Origin of the sequence: Sphingomonas canaveralia, assembly GCF_047238125.1 — a bacterium.
In the GTDB taxonomy this organism is placed as follows: Bacteria; Pseudomonadota; Alphaproteobacteria; order Sphingomonadales; family Sphingomonadaceae; genus JBDFMH01.
The window spans coordinates 54,459-69,582 of the sequence record NZ_JBDFMH010000004.1; the positions used below are offsets into that span (position 1 = coordinate 54,459).

General features: G+C 63.8%; 15 protein-coding genes. 10 read left to right on the forward strand and 5 right to left on the reverse strand.

The window, feature by feature from the left end; all coding sequences use genetic code 11:
• Positions 1 to 76: 76 nt before the first annotated feature.
• Positions 77 to 934, reverse strand: a complete 858-nt coding sequence (locus tag ABC347_RS18170) for a replication initiator protein A (protein ID WP_413247200.1) — start codon at positions 932 to 934, stop codon at positions 77 to 79.
• 329 nt (positions 935 to 1,263) lie between these two features.
• Between ABC347_RS18170 and ABC347_RS18175 the strand changes: the two genes are divergently transcribed.
• The 10 genes from ABC347_RS18175 to ABC347_RS18220 all read left to right on the forward strand — a co-directional run bounded on the left by ABC347_RS18175 (position 1,264) and on the right by ABC347_RS18220 (position 9,455).
• A complete protein-coding gene (locus ABC347_RS18175; RefSeq protein WP_413247201.1) occupies positions 1,264 to 1,848 on the forward strand; it encodes a recombinase family protein in 585 nt (194 codons plus the stop codon).
• 31 nt (positions 1,849 to 1,879) lie between these two features.
• The gene (locus ABC347_RS18180) at positions 1,880 to 2,212 is read left to right on the forward strand and encodes an ArsR/SmtB family transcription factor (RefSeq protein ID WP_413247202.1); all 333 of its coding nucleotides are present in this window, start codon (positions 1,880 to 1,882) and stop codon (positions 2,210 to 2,212) included.
• A gap of 11 nt (positions 2,213 to 2,223) precedes the next feature.
• Positions 2,224 to 2,652, forward strand: coding sequence for an arsenate reductase (glutaredoxin) (gene arsC, locus ABC347_RS18185; protein WP_413247203.1), 429 nt, complete (start codon positions 2,224 to 2,226; stop codon positions 2,650 to 2,652).
• Between the two features lie 4 nt (positions 2,653 to 2,656).
• Complete coding sequence (arsB, locus tag ABC347_RS18190; RefSeq protein WP_413247204.1) at positions 2,657 to 3,730, forward strand: ACR3 family arsenite efflux transporter; 1,074 nt, start codon at positions 2,657 to 2,659, stop codon at positions 3,728 to 3,730.
• Positions 3,727 to 4,050 (forward strand): YnfA family protein, encoded by a 324-nt coding sequence (locus tag ABC347_RS18195; protein WP_174195186.1) that lies wholly within the window; start codon positions 3,727 to 3,729, stop codon positions 4,048 to 4,050. Before arsB ends, ABC347_RS18195 begins: the two co-directional genes overlap by 4 nt.
• Before the next feature lie 43 nt (positions 4,051 to 4,093).
• On the forward strand, positions 4,094 to 4,834 hold the full coding sequence (gene arsH / locus ABC347_RS18200) for an arsenical resistance protein ArsH (protein ID WP_174195187.1): 741 nt from the start codon (positions 4,094 to 4,096) through the stop codon (positions 4,832 to 4,834).
• 84 nt (positions 4,835 to 4,918) lie between these two features.
• Complete coding sequence (locus ABC347_RS18205; RefSeq protein WP_174195188.1) at positions 4,919 to 5,317, forward strand: MerR family transcriptional regulator; 399 nt, start codon at positions 4,919 to 4,921, stop codon at positions 5,315 to 5,317.
• 138 nt (positions 5,318 to 5,455) lie between these two features.
• The gene (locus ABC347_RS18210; RefSeq protein WP_413247205.1) at positions 5,456 to 6,637 is read left to right on the forward strand and encodes a retropepsin-like aspartic protease; all 1,182 of its coding nucleotides are present in this window, start codon (positions 5,456 to 5,458) and stop codon (positions 6,635 to 6,637) included.
• A 163-nt stretch (positions 6,638 to 6,800) separates the two neighbouring features.
• Complete coding sequence (locus ABC347_RS18215; protein ID WP_174195206.1) at positions 6,801 to 8,750, forward strand: FTR1 family protein; 1,950 nt, start codon at positions 6,801 to 6,803, stop codon at positions 8,748 to 8,750.
• A gap of 72 nt (positions 8,751 to 8,822) precedes the next feature.
• Positions 8,823 to 9,455: a cation efflux transmembrane domain-containing protein gene (locus ABC347_RS18220; protein WP_066782001.1), complete on the forward strand. Its 633-nt coding sequence runs from the start codon at positions 8,823 to 8,825 to the stop codon at positions 9,453 to 9,455.
• 247 nt (positions 9,456 to 9,702) lie between these two features.
• On the opposite strand, the gene ABC347_RS18225 is transcribed toward ABC347_RS18220, so the two are convergent.
• The 4 genes from ABC347_RS18225 to ABC347_RS18240 all read right to left on the reverse strand — a co-directional run.
• Positions 9,703 to 10,026, reverse strand: a complete 324-nt coding sequence (locus ABC347_RS18225) for a copper-binding protein (RefSeq protein ID WP_413247206.1) — start codon at positions 10,024 to 10,026, stop codon at positions 9,703 to 9,705.
• Positions 10,023 to 13,163, reverse strand: a complete 3,141-nt coding sequence (locus tag ABC347_RS18230; RefSeq protein ID WP_413247207.1) for an efflux RND transporter permease subunit — start codon at positions 13,161 to 13,163, stop codon at positions 10,023 to 10,025. Before ABC347_RS18230 ends, ABC347_RS18225 begins: the two co-directional genes overlap by 4 nt.
• Positions 13,160 to 14,620, reverse strand: a complete 1,461-nt coding sequence (locus ABC347_RS18235) for an efflux RND transporter periplasmic adaptor subunit (protein WP_413247208.1) — start codon at positions 14,618 to 14,620, stop codon at positions 13,160 to 13,162. Before ABC347_RS18235 ends, ABC347_RS18230 begins: the two co-directional genes overlap by 4 nt.
• The coding region (locus tag ABC347_RS18240; protein WP_413247209.1) for a TolC family protein at positions 14,617 to 15,124 on the reverse strand (508 nt) is incomplete at its 5' end. The genes ABC347_RS18235 and ABC347_RS18240, both read right to left, overlap by 4 nt.

The following is a 15,124-nucleotide window of genomic DNA, read 5'->3' on the forward strand; positions in this document are numbered from 1 at the left end:
ATAACCGACAATTGGCTCTCAAGCGATCGGGGCGAATCGACCGTGCATCGATTCGCGGAAAGTAGGAGAATGATCGTTAGGAGCTGGCGAGCAGCGCCAATGGCGTGATTCTCACCCTGGCCGCGCCAGCTTTACGTCGCGCCCTACCCACCGGGGCCTCAACCACATCGTCGACCAGCTCGAAAGAGAAGTCCGGAATGGCGTTATCGTCAGCAATCCGCTTCATCTCGAACCGGAAGCTCTTGAGCGGACTTTGATAGCCGAGCTGTAGCCGCAGTTCCTCTATACCGACCTCGACGGCGCCATCGATGCACGTAGATCGAGCAATCTCGTAAAGACGACGCTCGACAGGCCCCAGCGTGAAATAACTCGGAGCATAGTCCAGCACCCGACGATCACGCTGGATCGCGCGATAGAGCCAATCGCAAAGCCGGACCTTCACAGCCTTCAACCGCTTATCGCCGGTTCGCGTCTTGGTGTAGGTGAGCTGGGCTTCCGACAACCACGAGAAGAACCCGGCCTGGCCCTCGCCCCCGGCTTCAATATTGGTCTTGATCTGCGTGCCCTGTAGCCGCTCCAGCGCGTCGGATAGGCGCGTGTAGGAGCGGGCCGAGCCGTTTACGCCGGTGACGCGGAACAGGTCATGGGCCGTGAAATAGAAGTCCTGGGAAACCCCCACGCCGGCGTCCAGCTTCGCCACCATGAGGCTCGCGATATAAAGCAGAACCTCCTTGTCGTAGATCGTCGCCACGCCCTTGGCGGTGGCGACGATCTCGATCGAAACCGTGTCGGTCTTATAGGCGAGTGGCTTGGTCCACTTGCCCTTGCTCAACGCGAAGAACGGAAAGGCCATCAACGATCGCTCGCCGCGGACCTCGGTCAGCAATGGGCTATCGAGCGCGAACAGATCGCCTTGGTCGATCGAGAGGGTCATGCGGCCAGCGGTCCTGGCGAAAGCCGGTCGGTTGTCGAAAGCACGAAGATAGAGGGCTCCGGGCGGCGCCCTCCCTCTGTAGAGGGCCGATTCAGGGTGGATGTTCGTGCTTTCGGCAACCTTCCGATCCTACCGCGCCATTGATTCGTGCTTTCGGCAACCGGCCCTCGCGCGGCGGTCGGGTGGTCGCGATAAGCGTGTCTCGCAAACGATCGATTTTGAAGCGCGACCATGTGAGAAAGCTTAGCAGGCCGGAACAGCTTATCAAAACGCTTTCTCACATGGTACGTGTCATGTTAGCTGCGTGAGATGAGTTTTGAGACGGATCTATGCTGATCGGTTACGCGCGGGTGTCGACGCCCGAACAAGATCTGACCATGCAACTCGACGCGCTTCGCGAAGCGGGGTGTGAGCGGATCTTCTCCGACAAGGCCAGCGGAGCCAAGGCCAACCGAGTGGGCCTGGCGGACGTCTTATCTCACGCCCGAGCTGGCGACGTCATCGTAGTTTGGAAGCTCGATCGGCTTGGTCGGACGATGAAAGGCCTTGTCGATCTCGCTGCCCAATTGGCCGACCGCGGCGTTGGGTTTCGCTCACTGACGGACGGCATCGATACGGCTGGCACCGCTGGGAAGCTCGTCTTTCACATCATGGCGGCCATGGCGGAGATGGAACGCGATCTGAATCGGGAGCGCACGACGGCCGCGCTGGATGTGGCTCGACGGGAGGGAAGGGTAGGCGGCCGAAAGACAGTGATGACGCCCAAAAAGCTGGAGGCGGCTCGCAAGCTCCTGGAGTCGGGGGTGAAGCGGCGTGAAGTTGCGCCAATGATCGGTGTATCGGTCCCTACCATCTACCGTCACTTTCCGGCCCCTATCGAGGACGTGATCAACGCGGAAGTAAAAAACAGCTAGAACCAACCGACATATCCGTTATGCTGGATATATGGAAAATGAGTTCGCTATTTGTGCGCTGGGCGCCTTGGCCCAAGGCACGCGCCTAGACGTGTTTCGCCTGCTGGTGCGGCATGAACCGGATGGCATGGCTGCGGGCGAAATCGCCCGTCAGCTTGAAGTGCCGCAAAACACCATGTCGGCGCACCTTGGCATCCTCGCCCGCGCTGGCCTCGTCCGCTCCGAACGGCACAGCCGCTCAATCATCTACCGTGCCGACCTGGACGGCCTGCGCGCGCTGACACTGTTCCTCGTCAAGGACTGCTGCGCGGGCAACGCGGAGCTGTGCGCGCCGCTGGTCGCCGAACTCGCCCCCTGCTGCTGAAAGGACGCCCCGTGGCCGTCGATATCGTGATCTACCACAACCCCGAGTGCGGCACGTCGCGCAACGCGCTCGCCATGATCCGCAATGCCGGCATCGAGCCGCACGTTATAGAGTATCTGAAGACCCCGCCCTCGCGCGCGCTGCTGGTCGAGTTGATCGACCGCGCCGACATAACCCCGCGCGATCTGCTGCGCGAGAAGGGCACGCCCTATGCGGAGCTTGGCCTAGGCGACACGTTGCTGTCCGACGAGGCGCTGGTGGACGCGATGATGGCGCACCCGGTCCTCATCAACCGACCGCTGGTCGTCTCGCCGCTGGGGGTAAAGCTGTGCCGCCCGTCCGAAGCGGTGCTTGATCTGCTGCCAACCGGCCAACTCGGCTCGTTTGCCAAGGAGGACGGCGAGCGGGTGGTGGACGCCTCGGGTCAACGGGTCGCCTGAACCCATGTCCTCGGTCGCACCTAGCGCTGGCCCTCCAGCGGTACGCCTTGGCACCTTTGAGCGGTATCTGACGCTATGGGTAGCGCTCTGCATCGTCGCCGGCATCGGGCTGGGCCATCTGCTTCCTAGCTTGTTCGCGGCCATCGCCTCGGCCGAGGTCGCGCGCGTGAACCTGATCGTCGCCGTGCTGATCTGGCTGATGATTATCCCGATGCTGCTCAAGATCGACTTCGACGCGCTCGGGTCTGTACGCCAACATTGGAAGGGAGTCGGCGTCACGCTGTTCATCAATTGGGCGGTGAAACCCTTCTCGATGGCGGCGCTGGGCTCGCTGTTCATTAGCTGGCTGTTTGCGCCGCTCCTGCCAGCAGGTGAGGGGCCGTCCTACATCGCCGGCCTGATCCTGCTGGCCGCGGCACCCTGCACGGCCATGGTGTTCGTGTGGTCGAACCTCTGTGAGGGCGAGCCCACCTATACGCTCTCCCAAGTCGCGCTGAACGACGTGATCATGGTGTTCCTGTTCGCGCCGTTGGTCGCGTTGCTGCTCGGCGTCGCCTCGGTCTCGGTGCCGTGGGACACGCTGCTGATTTCGGTCCTGCTCTACATCGTCGTGCCGGTGCTCGCGGCGCAGCTCGTCCGCCGCGCCGTGCTGGCGAACGGAGGGCAAGCCGCGCTCGATCGGCTGCTCGGCCGCCTTGGCCCGGTGTCGCTCGTCTCACTGCTGGCGACACTCGTTCTGCTGTTCGGCTTCCAAGGAGAGGCGATCGTTGCCCAACCGCTGGTGATCGCGCTTTTGGCCGTGCCGATCCTCATCCAAGTCTATTTCAACGCGGGCCTTGCTTACTGGCTGTCGCGCCGGTTCGGCGTGGCTTGGTGCGTCGCCGCACCTGCCGCGCTGATCGGCGCGTCCAACTTCTTCGAGCTGGCCGTCGCTGCCGCCATATCGCTGTTTGGGCTCAAGTCCGGCGCGGCGTTGGCAACGGTCGTGGGCGTGCTGGTAGAGGTGCCGGTGATGCTCTCGGTCGTGTCGATCGTGAAGGCATCGCGGGGCTGGTATGAGCGGGGCGCGCACACATGACAGGTCTGATCTATGTCGGCGCGGCGCTCGCCGAAATCGGCGGTTGTTTCGCCTTTTGGGCATGGCTTCGCATGAGCAAGTCGCCGATCTGGCTGGTCCCCGGAATTGCTTCTCTCATGGTGTTCGCCTGGCTGCTCACCCGCGTCGATAGTGACGCGGCGGGGCGCGCCTATGCCGCTTATGGCGGCATCTACATCTGCGCGTCCCTGCTGTGGCTGTGGGGCGTCGAAGGTGTCCGCCCCGATCGCTGGGACGTGGGCGGCGCGGCTCTCTGTCTGATCGGAACCTGCGTGATCCTGCTCGGGCCACGCGCTGCCTGATCCTGCGCCCTGCTCAACTCGCCCAATTCACGAAAGCTCTCTGATGCCGCTGCGCACGCTTCCTGATCCCGACACCTTCCCAGCGCTGGATCTGGCCTTCATCCGTCATCGGCCCGCCTCCGGTCTTGGACCGCTCGATCCCGCGCCGCGCATCCTGCTGCTCTATGGATCGCTGCGCGAACGCTCGTTCTCGCGCCTTGCGGTCGAGGAAGCCGCCCGCCTGCTGCGGCTGTTCGGGGCGGATACACGCATCTTCGACCCGTCCACGCTGCCGCTGCCCGATCAGGTCCAGGGCGACGATCATCCGGCTGTCCACGAATTGCGCGAACTGGCGATGTGGTCGGAGGGCCAGGTGTGGTGCAGCCCCGAGCGGCACGGCCAGATCACGGGCATCATGAAGGCGCAGATCGATCACCTGCCGCTCGAAATGAAAGGGATGCGCCCGACGCAGGGGCGAACGCTAGCAGTCATGCAGGTGTCGGGTGGCTCGCAATCGTTCAACGCGGTCAACACGCTGCGCCTGCTCGGCCGCTGGATGCGTATGTTCACGATCCCGAACCAATCATCGGTCGCGATGGCCTACAAGGAGTTCGACGAAGCCGGCCGTATGAAGCCGTCGAGCTACTATGATCGCATCGTAGACGTGATGGAGGAGCTGGTGCGCTTCACGATCCTGTTGCGCCCCCATGCGGGCCAGCTTGTCGACCGCTACTCAGAGCGGAAGCAGGCGGGCGTTCCTGTCGATGGCGCCGCTGACCTCTCAGTGATCGCGATCGGCAGGTAAGCCTCGGGCTCGATACATCATGCAGTGAGTTGGAATAAGCTCATGCCGAGTACGAGTGCTCAGTAAAGATCATGTGAGACCACAATGCAGATAGGCGAGCTGGCGAGCGCAACCGCAACCAAGGTGACGACGATCCGCTTCTATGAGGAGATTGGACTGCTCGACCGACCCGTTCGTACTGCCTCAGGTCGCCGCACTTATGGGTTGCCGGATGTCGATCGGCTCAACTTCATTCGCAACGGCCGCAGGCTCGGCTTCTCGATCGACGAGATCCGCTCGCTCCTAGCGCTCGCCGATCAACCGGAGCGCGACTGCGCCGAGGCGGCCGATATCGCATCACGCCATCTCGCTGACGTCGAGGAGCGGCTTCGCCAGCTCGGCGCGCTGCGTGACGAACTCGCCGCCATGAGCGCGGCGGGATGTTGCGCCAAGACGATGGCGGAGTGCCGGGTCATTCAGGCGATCGGCCGCCCAATGGCGTAAGTGGAGACTTACGGCTTGATCCTCTAGCGACTGGAGCATGTAGTGGGGTGCCCATTCCGGCACCGAGGCCGGAGTGGGAAGGATGGAGTGGACGGCGGGGACGGAGCCGCGACGACCGATGTAGATCGTCGAAGGATAATGAAGCAGCTCGGTGTCGGGCTTCTCGGCGCGAGCATTCCTACTGGGGTTGTGGGCAGTAAGGCACCGTCCGGATCGGACTGGCCCGGCTTCGCCGAGCATCCGAGCTGGCGTCCTCTGGAGGTCGGAACAGGCGACACCCTGCTTGCGCCAACGAAGGTCGGGGGTGTCGACACCGAAGCCATTCTGGATACTGGTAGCGGCGCCTCCATCATCAGCTGGCCGCTTGCCGCCAAGCTCGGCATGGCGAACTTGGAGCCGCGGAGAATAGCTGGCCTTAGCGGCAAGGCGGCAGTTGGTTTGGTCCACAATGTCGAGGTGACGCTGGCCGACCAAGTGCTTGTCCTGCCTTTTGCCGTCGTCGCCGACCTCGGGGCGATCTCTGCGGCATATGGCAGACCTATCGACATCATGCTCGGGGCCGACGTGCTCGCCAGCGGCTGCGTCGCCCTAGACTTCGGAAAGCGGCGGTTCGCATTCGGGAAGAGCGGCAGCTTTGCCGGCGGGGAAGGGTGGACGACCCTCACCCTTGAGCATGGTGCCAGGCAGGAACTCCTCGTCCACGCCTCAGTGAACGGCTCTGAGCCGGTGCCGCTGATGCTCGACACCGGCAGCTCATCTGCACTCATGTTGTCCGCTGCCTTTGTTGAGGAGCGTAATCTTCTCGCCAATAAGGCCTCCTCCACCGCAGCGCTGGGCGGGGTCGAAGGCGTGCAGATCGTCCGGACGTTCACAACCGACAGCGTTAGCCTGGGCGGGATCTCGACGAGGGTGGTTCCGACCCTCGCCCTCGATCGCTGGGCATCGGCGAGCACGGTGGGCAACATCGGCATGCCGCTTCTTGGGCAATTCGATATCGTGCTCGACGTGACGCTTGGACGCCTTTGGATCCGGCCGATACCGCATCGATCGCGTCTGCCGATGCTAAAAGATCGAAGCGGCCTCGGCATTGCCGCTTCGCCAACCGATCTCACAGTCATCCACGTCGCCGTAGGCAGCCCTGCGGCTCAGGGCGGATGGACGGTAGGCGACCGCGTCGTGGCACTGAACGGGTTCCCGATCGACACCTCCTACACCCGCGGTGCGCTCTGGCAGTGGCGCTACGGCCGTCCCGGGGAGGTGGTGAAGCTCACCCTCGCCGATGGCGCGATGCGAACGCTTAAGCTCGCCGACTATTATTGAAGCCGGCTCCCGAGCACAGTTGGGCGATGCTATTGCGAGCCGGTCTCAAATCGCTTGCTTCTACAGTGTCTAGAGGTTGTAGGGCAGTCGCATGTTGCCCCTCGATTCTAGCTATTTAGGTTCTTACGTAGCGCCTTTGGGGCGCCTGATTCACGCCGCTTCCGTGCGGCTGGTCGCTCTCGCGCTCGTGATCCTGCTCGGCCTCCTCGCACCGGTATCCACGCTGCAAGCCGCGCCCACGGCCGACCCGAATAACGTGCAAACCGCCTGGCGACTGCTCGACTATGTAGCCGTCGATTATGGTGGCGCGGTTGCGAGCGGACGGATCAAGAGCGCGTCCGAATATGCCGAAATGACGGAGTTCGCAGGCTCCGTGTCGTCACGGCTCGCCGCTTTACCACGAAAGCCTGAGCGGGCGGCGCTGATCGCGGGCGCGGCACGCCTTCAGGATGTGATCGCACGCAAGGGGCCGCCGCAGGACGTAGCACTGCTGGCCCGTAATCTCGCTGCCGATCTTCTGCGCGCTTATCCCGTACCGCTCGCGCCATCCGCTCCCCCGAGCTTTGCGCGCGGCGCTACCCTGTTCGGCTCGACCTGCGCTGCCTGTCATGGCGCAACAGGAGACGGGCATGGCCCCGATGCAGCCAAGCTGGCCACACCGCCGATCGCGTTCACCGATGCGGAGCGGGCCCGTCAGCGAAGCGTATTCGCGCTTTATCAGGTCATCAGTCAGGGCATCGACGGCACTGCGATGCAGAGCTTCGCCGATCTGCCGAGCGAGGATCGATGGGCACTGGCATTTCGCGCCGGCAGCTTTGCACTAACCGACGAACAGGCGCGGAAAGGGGAGAAGCTATGGAAAGCCGATCCCGCGCTTCACCAACAAGTTCCGGACCTCAAGGCACTTGTGGCGCTCACGCCTGCCTCGCTCGCCGAGCGCATCGGCGAAAAGCAGGCGCTGGCGGTGATGGCCTATTTGCGCCGTCATCCGGAAGCCGTGGTCGAACAGGCTCCAGCGTCGCTGTCGCTCGTCCGCCAAATGCTCGCGGCCAGTCTCGATGCTGCTCGCAAAGGGGATCGCAGGGCCGCGAAGGAGCTGGCGCTGTCCGCGTATCTCGATGGTTTCGAACCGGTTGAGCCGACGCTCGGTGCGCGGGACGGGACACTGCTCGCCCGGATCGAGGGTGCGATGGGCGAGTATCGCGCCGCGATCGATCAAGGCGCCGCGCCAGATGACTTGGCAAACCGCGCTCTGGTCCTCAATGGCCTGTTCGACGATGCGGAGGCGGCGCTGGCCCCGAGTGCATCCAGCACCGCGTCGACTTTCTTGGGCGCGTTCACGATCCTGCTGCGCGAAGGGCTGGAAGCGCTGCTAATCGTCGTCGCCATGATCGCCTTTCTCCGCAAGGCGGACCGCTCGGAAGTCTTGCCCTACGTGCATGGCGGTTGGGCCGGAGCGCTTGTGGCCGGCCTGCTGACCTGGGTGGTCGCCACCTATGCGATCGGGATCAGCGGCGCGAGCCGGGAACTGACCGAGGGGTTTGGTTCGCTATTCGCCGCCGTGGTCCTGCTCTCTGTCGGGATATGGATGCACGGCAAGGCGCAAGCCGATCAATGGCAGCGCTACATCCGAGAGAAGATGACGCACGCTCTGTCGGGCCGCTCGGCCTGGTTCCTGTTCGGGCTCGCCTTCGTGGTCGTCTATCGCGAGGTGTTCGAGACGATCCTGTTCTACGCGGCGCTTTGGACGCAGGGGAATGGCAGCGCGCTGCTGGCCGGGGCAGGGGCGGCCGTCGCCATACTGGCCGTGATCGCCTGGGCCATGCTGCGCTACAGCCGCCAGCTCCCGATTGCCAAGTTCTTCGCCTACAGCTCGTGGTTGATGGCAGGCCTGACGGTAGTCCTCGCAGGCAAGGGCGTGGCTGCTCTGCAGGAAGCCGGCATTATCGACATAGCGCCGATCGCCGAAGCGCCACGGCTGTCGATACTCGGCCTATTCCCGACGTGGCAGTCCATCATTGCACAGCTTGTCATGGCGATCACCATTGCCATCGGGTTCGCCTTCAATCGTCGCAAGAAAGTCGAGACGCCTGATCTTGCGACTGCCGAGTGAGTGCGCTTGGTCCTCCCGGACTAGATGCTTTCTTCTTGCTCCTACGGCGGCTATAGATTGTAGAAGGTCTACATGAGCGACAGTGAAACCTCCTCGTGTGGCTGCACGGGCGATACCAAACGTGCCGAACGCGACCCTGCGTACCGACGTGCCCTGTGGATCGTAGTTCTGCTGAACCTTGGGTTCGGCTTGATCGAGATTGTAGGTGGATTCATCGCCGATAGTCAGGCGCTGAAGGCGGACGCGCTCGATTTCATCGGTGACGGCACGATCTCACTGTTCGGGCTGATCGCGCTGGGCTGGACCGCCCACGCCCGATCGAGGATCGCCCTTGCACAAGGTCTATTCCTTGGTGCGTTGGGCTTGGGTGTCATCGGCTTTGCCGTCTGGCGCGCGATTAACGCCGTAGCTCCGGAAGCTGAATTGATGGGTGGGATCGGGATCGTTGCCCTCATCGTCAACGTGAGCGCTGCGCTTATGCTGGCGCGCTTCCGCGAGGGCGACGCAAACGTGCGTGCGATCTGGCTGTTCAGCCGCAATGATGCGGTGGCCAACATCGCCGTGATCGTCGCAGCCGGCCTGGTAGCTTGGACGGGGAAGGCTTGGCCCGACCTCGCCGTTGCGGGCGTGATCGCGCTGCTCTTCCTGCACTCCGCGTGGGAGATCACCCGCGGTGCGTTGGCAGAGATCGCGGGCCGGTTATGAAAGGCCCGCTTTAGCATTACGAGCTGGACGACGCCTGTCAGATCCTGGATCATGCGTCATTAGCTTGCTTCGTTTGCTGGCAAACACCATCAGAAACGCAAGGGGTGATCTGGGTTGTGACTGTTACGGTGGCCGCACGTAAAGCCAGCACAGGCCCAGACAAGGCTGAAGCCGAACGCCTCCGGCTCCAAGCCTCGCTGTCATCCGAGGAAAGCTAGACTTAACTCTCGCCGCGCTGACCAGGTGGCTACTTCGGCCTGATCGCGGTCACCTCGGCATTCATGCCCTGAGCCTTGGCGGTAAAGCCGACCCGCTGACCCGTCCGGAGGTTCTTCAGCAACGTGGGCGGCGAAGCGCGGAAGGTCATGGTCATCGCTGGCCAACCGATCGCCGGTATCGCGCCATGCTTGATGGTCACAGTTCCAGCCCGAGTGTCGAGGGCGGTGATCGTCCCTGCGCCGGTCCCGACCTTGGCTGCCACAGCGGGCTTGGCGGATTGAGCCCACGCAGTTGTTGAGCCAGGCGCAAGCAGCAGGACGGCCCCGGCGATGATGATAGATTTCGTTGTCACGATGCACTCCTTTCGGCGGTGGTGGACGCCCGACGCCGCAACAGCAGGTAGGCGGCAGGCAGGATGAACATGGAAAGAAGGGGAGCGGTCAGCATCCCGCCAATCATTGGAGCGGCGATACGGCTCATCACCTCCGAGCCCGCACCGTGTCCGATAAGGACGGGAAGGAGGCCGGCGATGATAACCGCGACCGTCATTGCCTTGGGGCGGACCCGCAACAGCGCGCCTTCGCGGATAGCCTCGATGACCTGTTCTCGCGACGGTGACGGTCCCCGTTCAGCGAGCGCGTGCTTCAGATAGATCAGCATGACTACGCCGAACTCTGCGGAAACGCCTGCTAGGGCAATGAACCCGACTCCGGTCGCGACCGATTGAGCATAGCCGAGCAGCCACAGGGCCCAGATGCCTCCAACAAGGGCGAAGGGCAGGGTGCCCATGACAAGCGCCGCTTCATCAAGCCGACCAAAGGTGAGGTACAGCAGGAAAAAGATGATCGCGAGTGTTGACGGAACCACGAGCATAAGCCGGGCTTCGGCGCGTTGCAGATATTCGAACTGTCCCGAATAGGCGATTGACACGCCGGAGCTGAGCCGGACGCCCTTTGCAACCGCACGCTGCAGGTCGGCAACGGTCGAGGCAATGTCGCGACCGCGCACATCGACATAAATCCACGACGATGGTCGGGCGTTCTCGGTTTTAAGCATAGGAGGCCCCTCGGCGATCGAAATCGAAGCCACGGTGCCAAGCGTGATCTGCTGGCCCGATGCTGTGACGATCGGAAGGGTGCGCAGGCCTTCAAGGCTGTCGCGCAGTTCGCGCGGGTAGCGCACGCTGATCGGGTAGCGGGCAAGGCCCTCCACGGTCTCGCCGATGGTCTCACCGCCAATCGCGCCCGACACGATGTCCTGTACGTCGGCGATGTTGAGGCCATAGCGGGCAGCAGCTGCCCGGTCGATGTCGACATCGACGTAGCGCCCGCCCGTCAGCCGCTCCGCAAGCGCCGAACTGACGCCCGGCACTGTCTTCGCGACAGCCTCCACCTTCGCGGCGATGCGATCCAGTTCGGCAAGGTTGGCACCTGACACCTTCACGCCGATCGGGCTCTTGATGCCGGTCGCGAGCATGTCGATTCGGTTCCGGATCGGGGGGACCCAGACGTTGGTGAGCCCCGGCACGCGAACCGTGCGGTCCAGCTCCTCTACGAGTTTCGCCGGCGTCATGCCTTTGCGCCACTGATCACGGGGCTTGAACTGGATTGTCGTTTCGAACATCTCGAGCGGAGCGGGGTCGGTCGCCGTCTCGGCGCGTCCCGCTTTGCCGAACACGGTTGCGACTTCAGGCACCGTCTTGATGAGGCGATCGGTTTGTTGCAGCAGCTCGGATGCGCTCGCGGCCGAGAGGCCGGGCAACGCCGATGGCATGTAGAGCAAGTCACCCTCATCCATTGCGGGGATGAACTCGCCGCCAAGACGCGTAAGCGGCCATGCCGTCGTCGCAAGTACCAGGACGGCAATAGCGATCGTCGTCTTCGGTCGCCCCATCACCCAACCGAGTGCAGGCCGGTAGGCGTGCGTCAGCCCGCGATTGATCAGATTATCCTGTTCGGCCGGAATGCGCCCCCGGATCAGCCATCCCATCAAGACTGGAACGAGCGTTACCGACAGGATCGCGGCTGCCGCCATGGAATAGCTTTTGGTGAACGCGAGCGGGGCGAACAGCCGCCCCTCCTGCGCCTCCAACGTGAATACCGGCACGAACGAAAGAGTGATGATAATCAGGCTCAGGAACAGCGCTGGCCCCACTTCAGCCGCGGCCTCGGTGATGACACCCCAGCGCTCCTCGCCGGCCAGCACATGGCCCGGATGATCGTGCTCCCAATGCTCGATACGTTTGTGGGCGTTTTCGATCATGACGATGGCGGCATCGACCATCGCTCCAATCGCGATGGCGATGCCGCCCAACGACATGATGTTGGCGTTGACGCCTTGCACGCGCATGATGAGCAAGGCCGCGAGCACCCCCAAAGGCAGGGTCACGATCGCGACCAGCGCTGATCGGACGTGCCAGAGGAAAAGGCCGCACACGAGCGCGACCACGATGAACTCCTCAATCAGCTTGCCGGTCAGGTTCTCCACCGCGCGGTCAATCAACTGGGAGCGATCGTAGGTCGTGACGACTTCGACGCCGGGTGGAAGGCTGCGCTTCAACTCGATAAGCTTGGCTTTCACCGCCTCGATCGTCTCGCGGGCATTCTTCCCCTGGCGGAGAATGACGACCCCGCCAGCAACCTCTCCCTCGCCATTTAGCTCGGCGATGCCGCGCCGCATCTCCGGACCGACCTGAACCGAGGCAACGTCACCCAACGTCACCGGCACGCCTGCACCGGCGACCCTGAGTGGGATCGCCTGGAAGTCGCTGATCGTTTTCAGATAGCCTGATGCGCGGACCATATACTCCGCCTCGCCAAGCTCCAGCACCGAGCCGCCCGCCTCCTGATTGGCGCGACGGATGGCCTCAACAGCCTGGGCGTGGGTAATGCCGAACGCCGCGAGCCGGGTTGGGTCGAGCAGCACTTGATACTGCTTCACCATACCGCCGATGCTCGCCACCTCGGCGACGCCGGGCAGCGTCTTCAACTCATAGCGCAGGAACCAATCCTGCAACGATCGGAGCTGAGATAGATCATGTTGGCCGGTGCGGTCGACGAGAGCATATTCGTAGACCCAGCCCACGCCGGTCGCATCTGGCCCTAACGCGCTGCGCGCGCCCTCCGGCAAGCGACCTTGCACCTGGTTTAGATATTCGAGCACGCGGGAGCGCGCCCAATATAGGTCGGTCCCGTCCTCGAAGAGCACATAGACGAAGCTGTCGCCGAAGAAGGAATAGCCGCGAACGGTCTTGGCGCCGGGCACCGAGAGCATCGTCGTGGTCAGCGGGTAGGTGATCTGGTTCTCGACGATCTGCGGCGCCCGGCCTGGCCAGCTCGTGCGGATGATGACCTGAGTGTCGGAAAGATCGGGCAGAGCGTCCACCGGCGTGGCTCGCATGGCGAACACGCCTGCAATGGCCAGCGCCGCGGCCGCCAGGATTACCAGGAAGCGGTTTGCGACGGACCATCGGATGACAGCGGCAATCATCGGCCGCTCTCGCGTGCAATGCGGCGCAGCGTCGGCCCTTCCGTGGGTTGGTCAAACCCGAACCGCACCCGATCACCCTTGCGATAGCCGCGAGCGAGCGCCGGATCGGCAACGCGGAACGTCATCGTCATGGCCGGCCACCCGATCGCTGGTACGGGCTCATGCGATATGGTGACTGAATCCGGTCCGATCGCCTCGATACGGCCGACCGTCTCGGCAAGCTGCGGCATGGGCTTGGCGGGCTTGGAGGCCTGCGCTTCGCCCCCAATAGGCCGAGCGTCCAGCCCGGACAGGCTCGCTTCGGAGTCGATCAGGAACTGGCCCGATGCGACGACCTTCTCCCCCTCGGCAAGCCCGGCAAGGATCTCGGTCTTACCGCCACCTTCGGCGCCAGTGCGAACCTCGGCGGGTCGGAAGCGCCCGTCATCGCTGGCGAGCATAACAAGCGTGCGCCGCCCCGTTCGGATCACCGCCTCGCTTGGTACAAGGAGAGCGTCACGGCCGCTTTGGTTAAGCTGCACGCTGGCGAACATGCCGGGACGCAGCCGTCCGCCGCGATTGGTAAGCTCGACGCGCACGGTGAGGGTGCGGGTAGTGGCCTCGGCCTGAGGCAGGATTGCGCCAATGCGGCCTCTGAAGGTTTCACCTGGAAAGGCCGCGAGCGTGGCGGTCACGGGTGTGCCGACGCGGAGCTGGCCGGCAAGCGCCTCGGGCACGGCCGCGTTCAGCCACACCGTCCCGAGTCCGTTAACCTCGGCAAGGGTCTGGCCCTGAGAGACAGTCATACCTTGCCGGACGCCAAGCGTCTTGATTACGCCGGCAACCGGGGTGCGAATGGTCGTGTTCCCGCCGTTGGCACCGGTCATGCCGAGAAGCACCATCCTTCGCCTTGCGGCTCGCGTGAGCGCGGCGTCACCCGTGCGGCGGACGGCTTCATACTCGGTCTGTGCGCCCGCCCATTCGGGGACAAAGAGATCGGCGAGCGGAGCGCCGGCAGGCACGACATCGCCCGGTGCGCGCGCGTAAACGCGCTGTACAAAGCCGCCGCTGCGCGCCTGAACAACGGCGACGTTGCGCTCGTTGAACTCGATGCTGCCGGTCGCAGAGGCTGCGTTGGAGACCGCCCCTCGTTCAACGGCGACAATGCGGGCGCCGAGCCTCTGAAGGCTCGCGGGATCGATGGTCACGCCGGGGGAAGCAGGTGAGGCACCCTCATCAGCGTAGCGCGGGATCAGCTTCATCCCCATCGACGAGGTTCCCGGCCCATCGTGGTGCTCCGCCGGGATCATCGGGTCATACCAGTAGAGGATCTTGCGCTCCGCAGCCGCAGGCGCCTGCGCCTCAGGCGTCGCGTGTGTCGCAAGCCCTGCGATCCCGAAACCTACTCCTCCGGCGACGATCATGAGCAGGGCCGCTGCGGCGAGAAGGCGCGCGCGGGTTAAGGTTATGGTGCTCATTGAGTGTCGCTCCCAAAGGTGATGGTAAGGCGCACGGCGTCGCGTGCGACCTCTGCTTCGCGGTCGAGCGCAGTCAGCTCGGCGTCAGCGAGTGCGGTCTTGGCCTCGATGACGTCCGTTAGGCCGGCACGGCCGGCCGAATAGCTGGCCGTCTCCAACTCGGCACGCTTGCGCGCCAATGGAACCAGCGTGTCGCGGGCGCGCATCCATTGCTCATGGTGCATCACGTGATCGGCGAGGCCTGCCTCCAGGTTGGCTGCCAGTTCTCGGCGCGCGTCCTCGCGTTCCGCGTCGGCTTGGGCGGCAGCAGACTGGCGGGCGGCAATACGAGGATCTTGGCGTGACCGTGCGAACAGCGGCAGGGTCATTGAAACGCCGCCCGAAACCATATCGCCGTAGCGTGGGTCACGTCGCTGATAGGCAACCTCGAACCCCCAATCGGGCCGCTTTTCCGCCCTCGCTGCGGCGACGTCTGCCTGGGCGCGGCTGACACCGGCCTCGGCC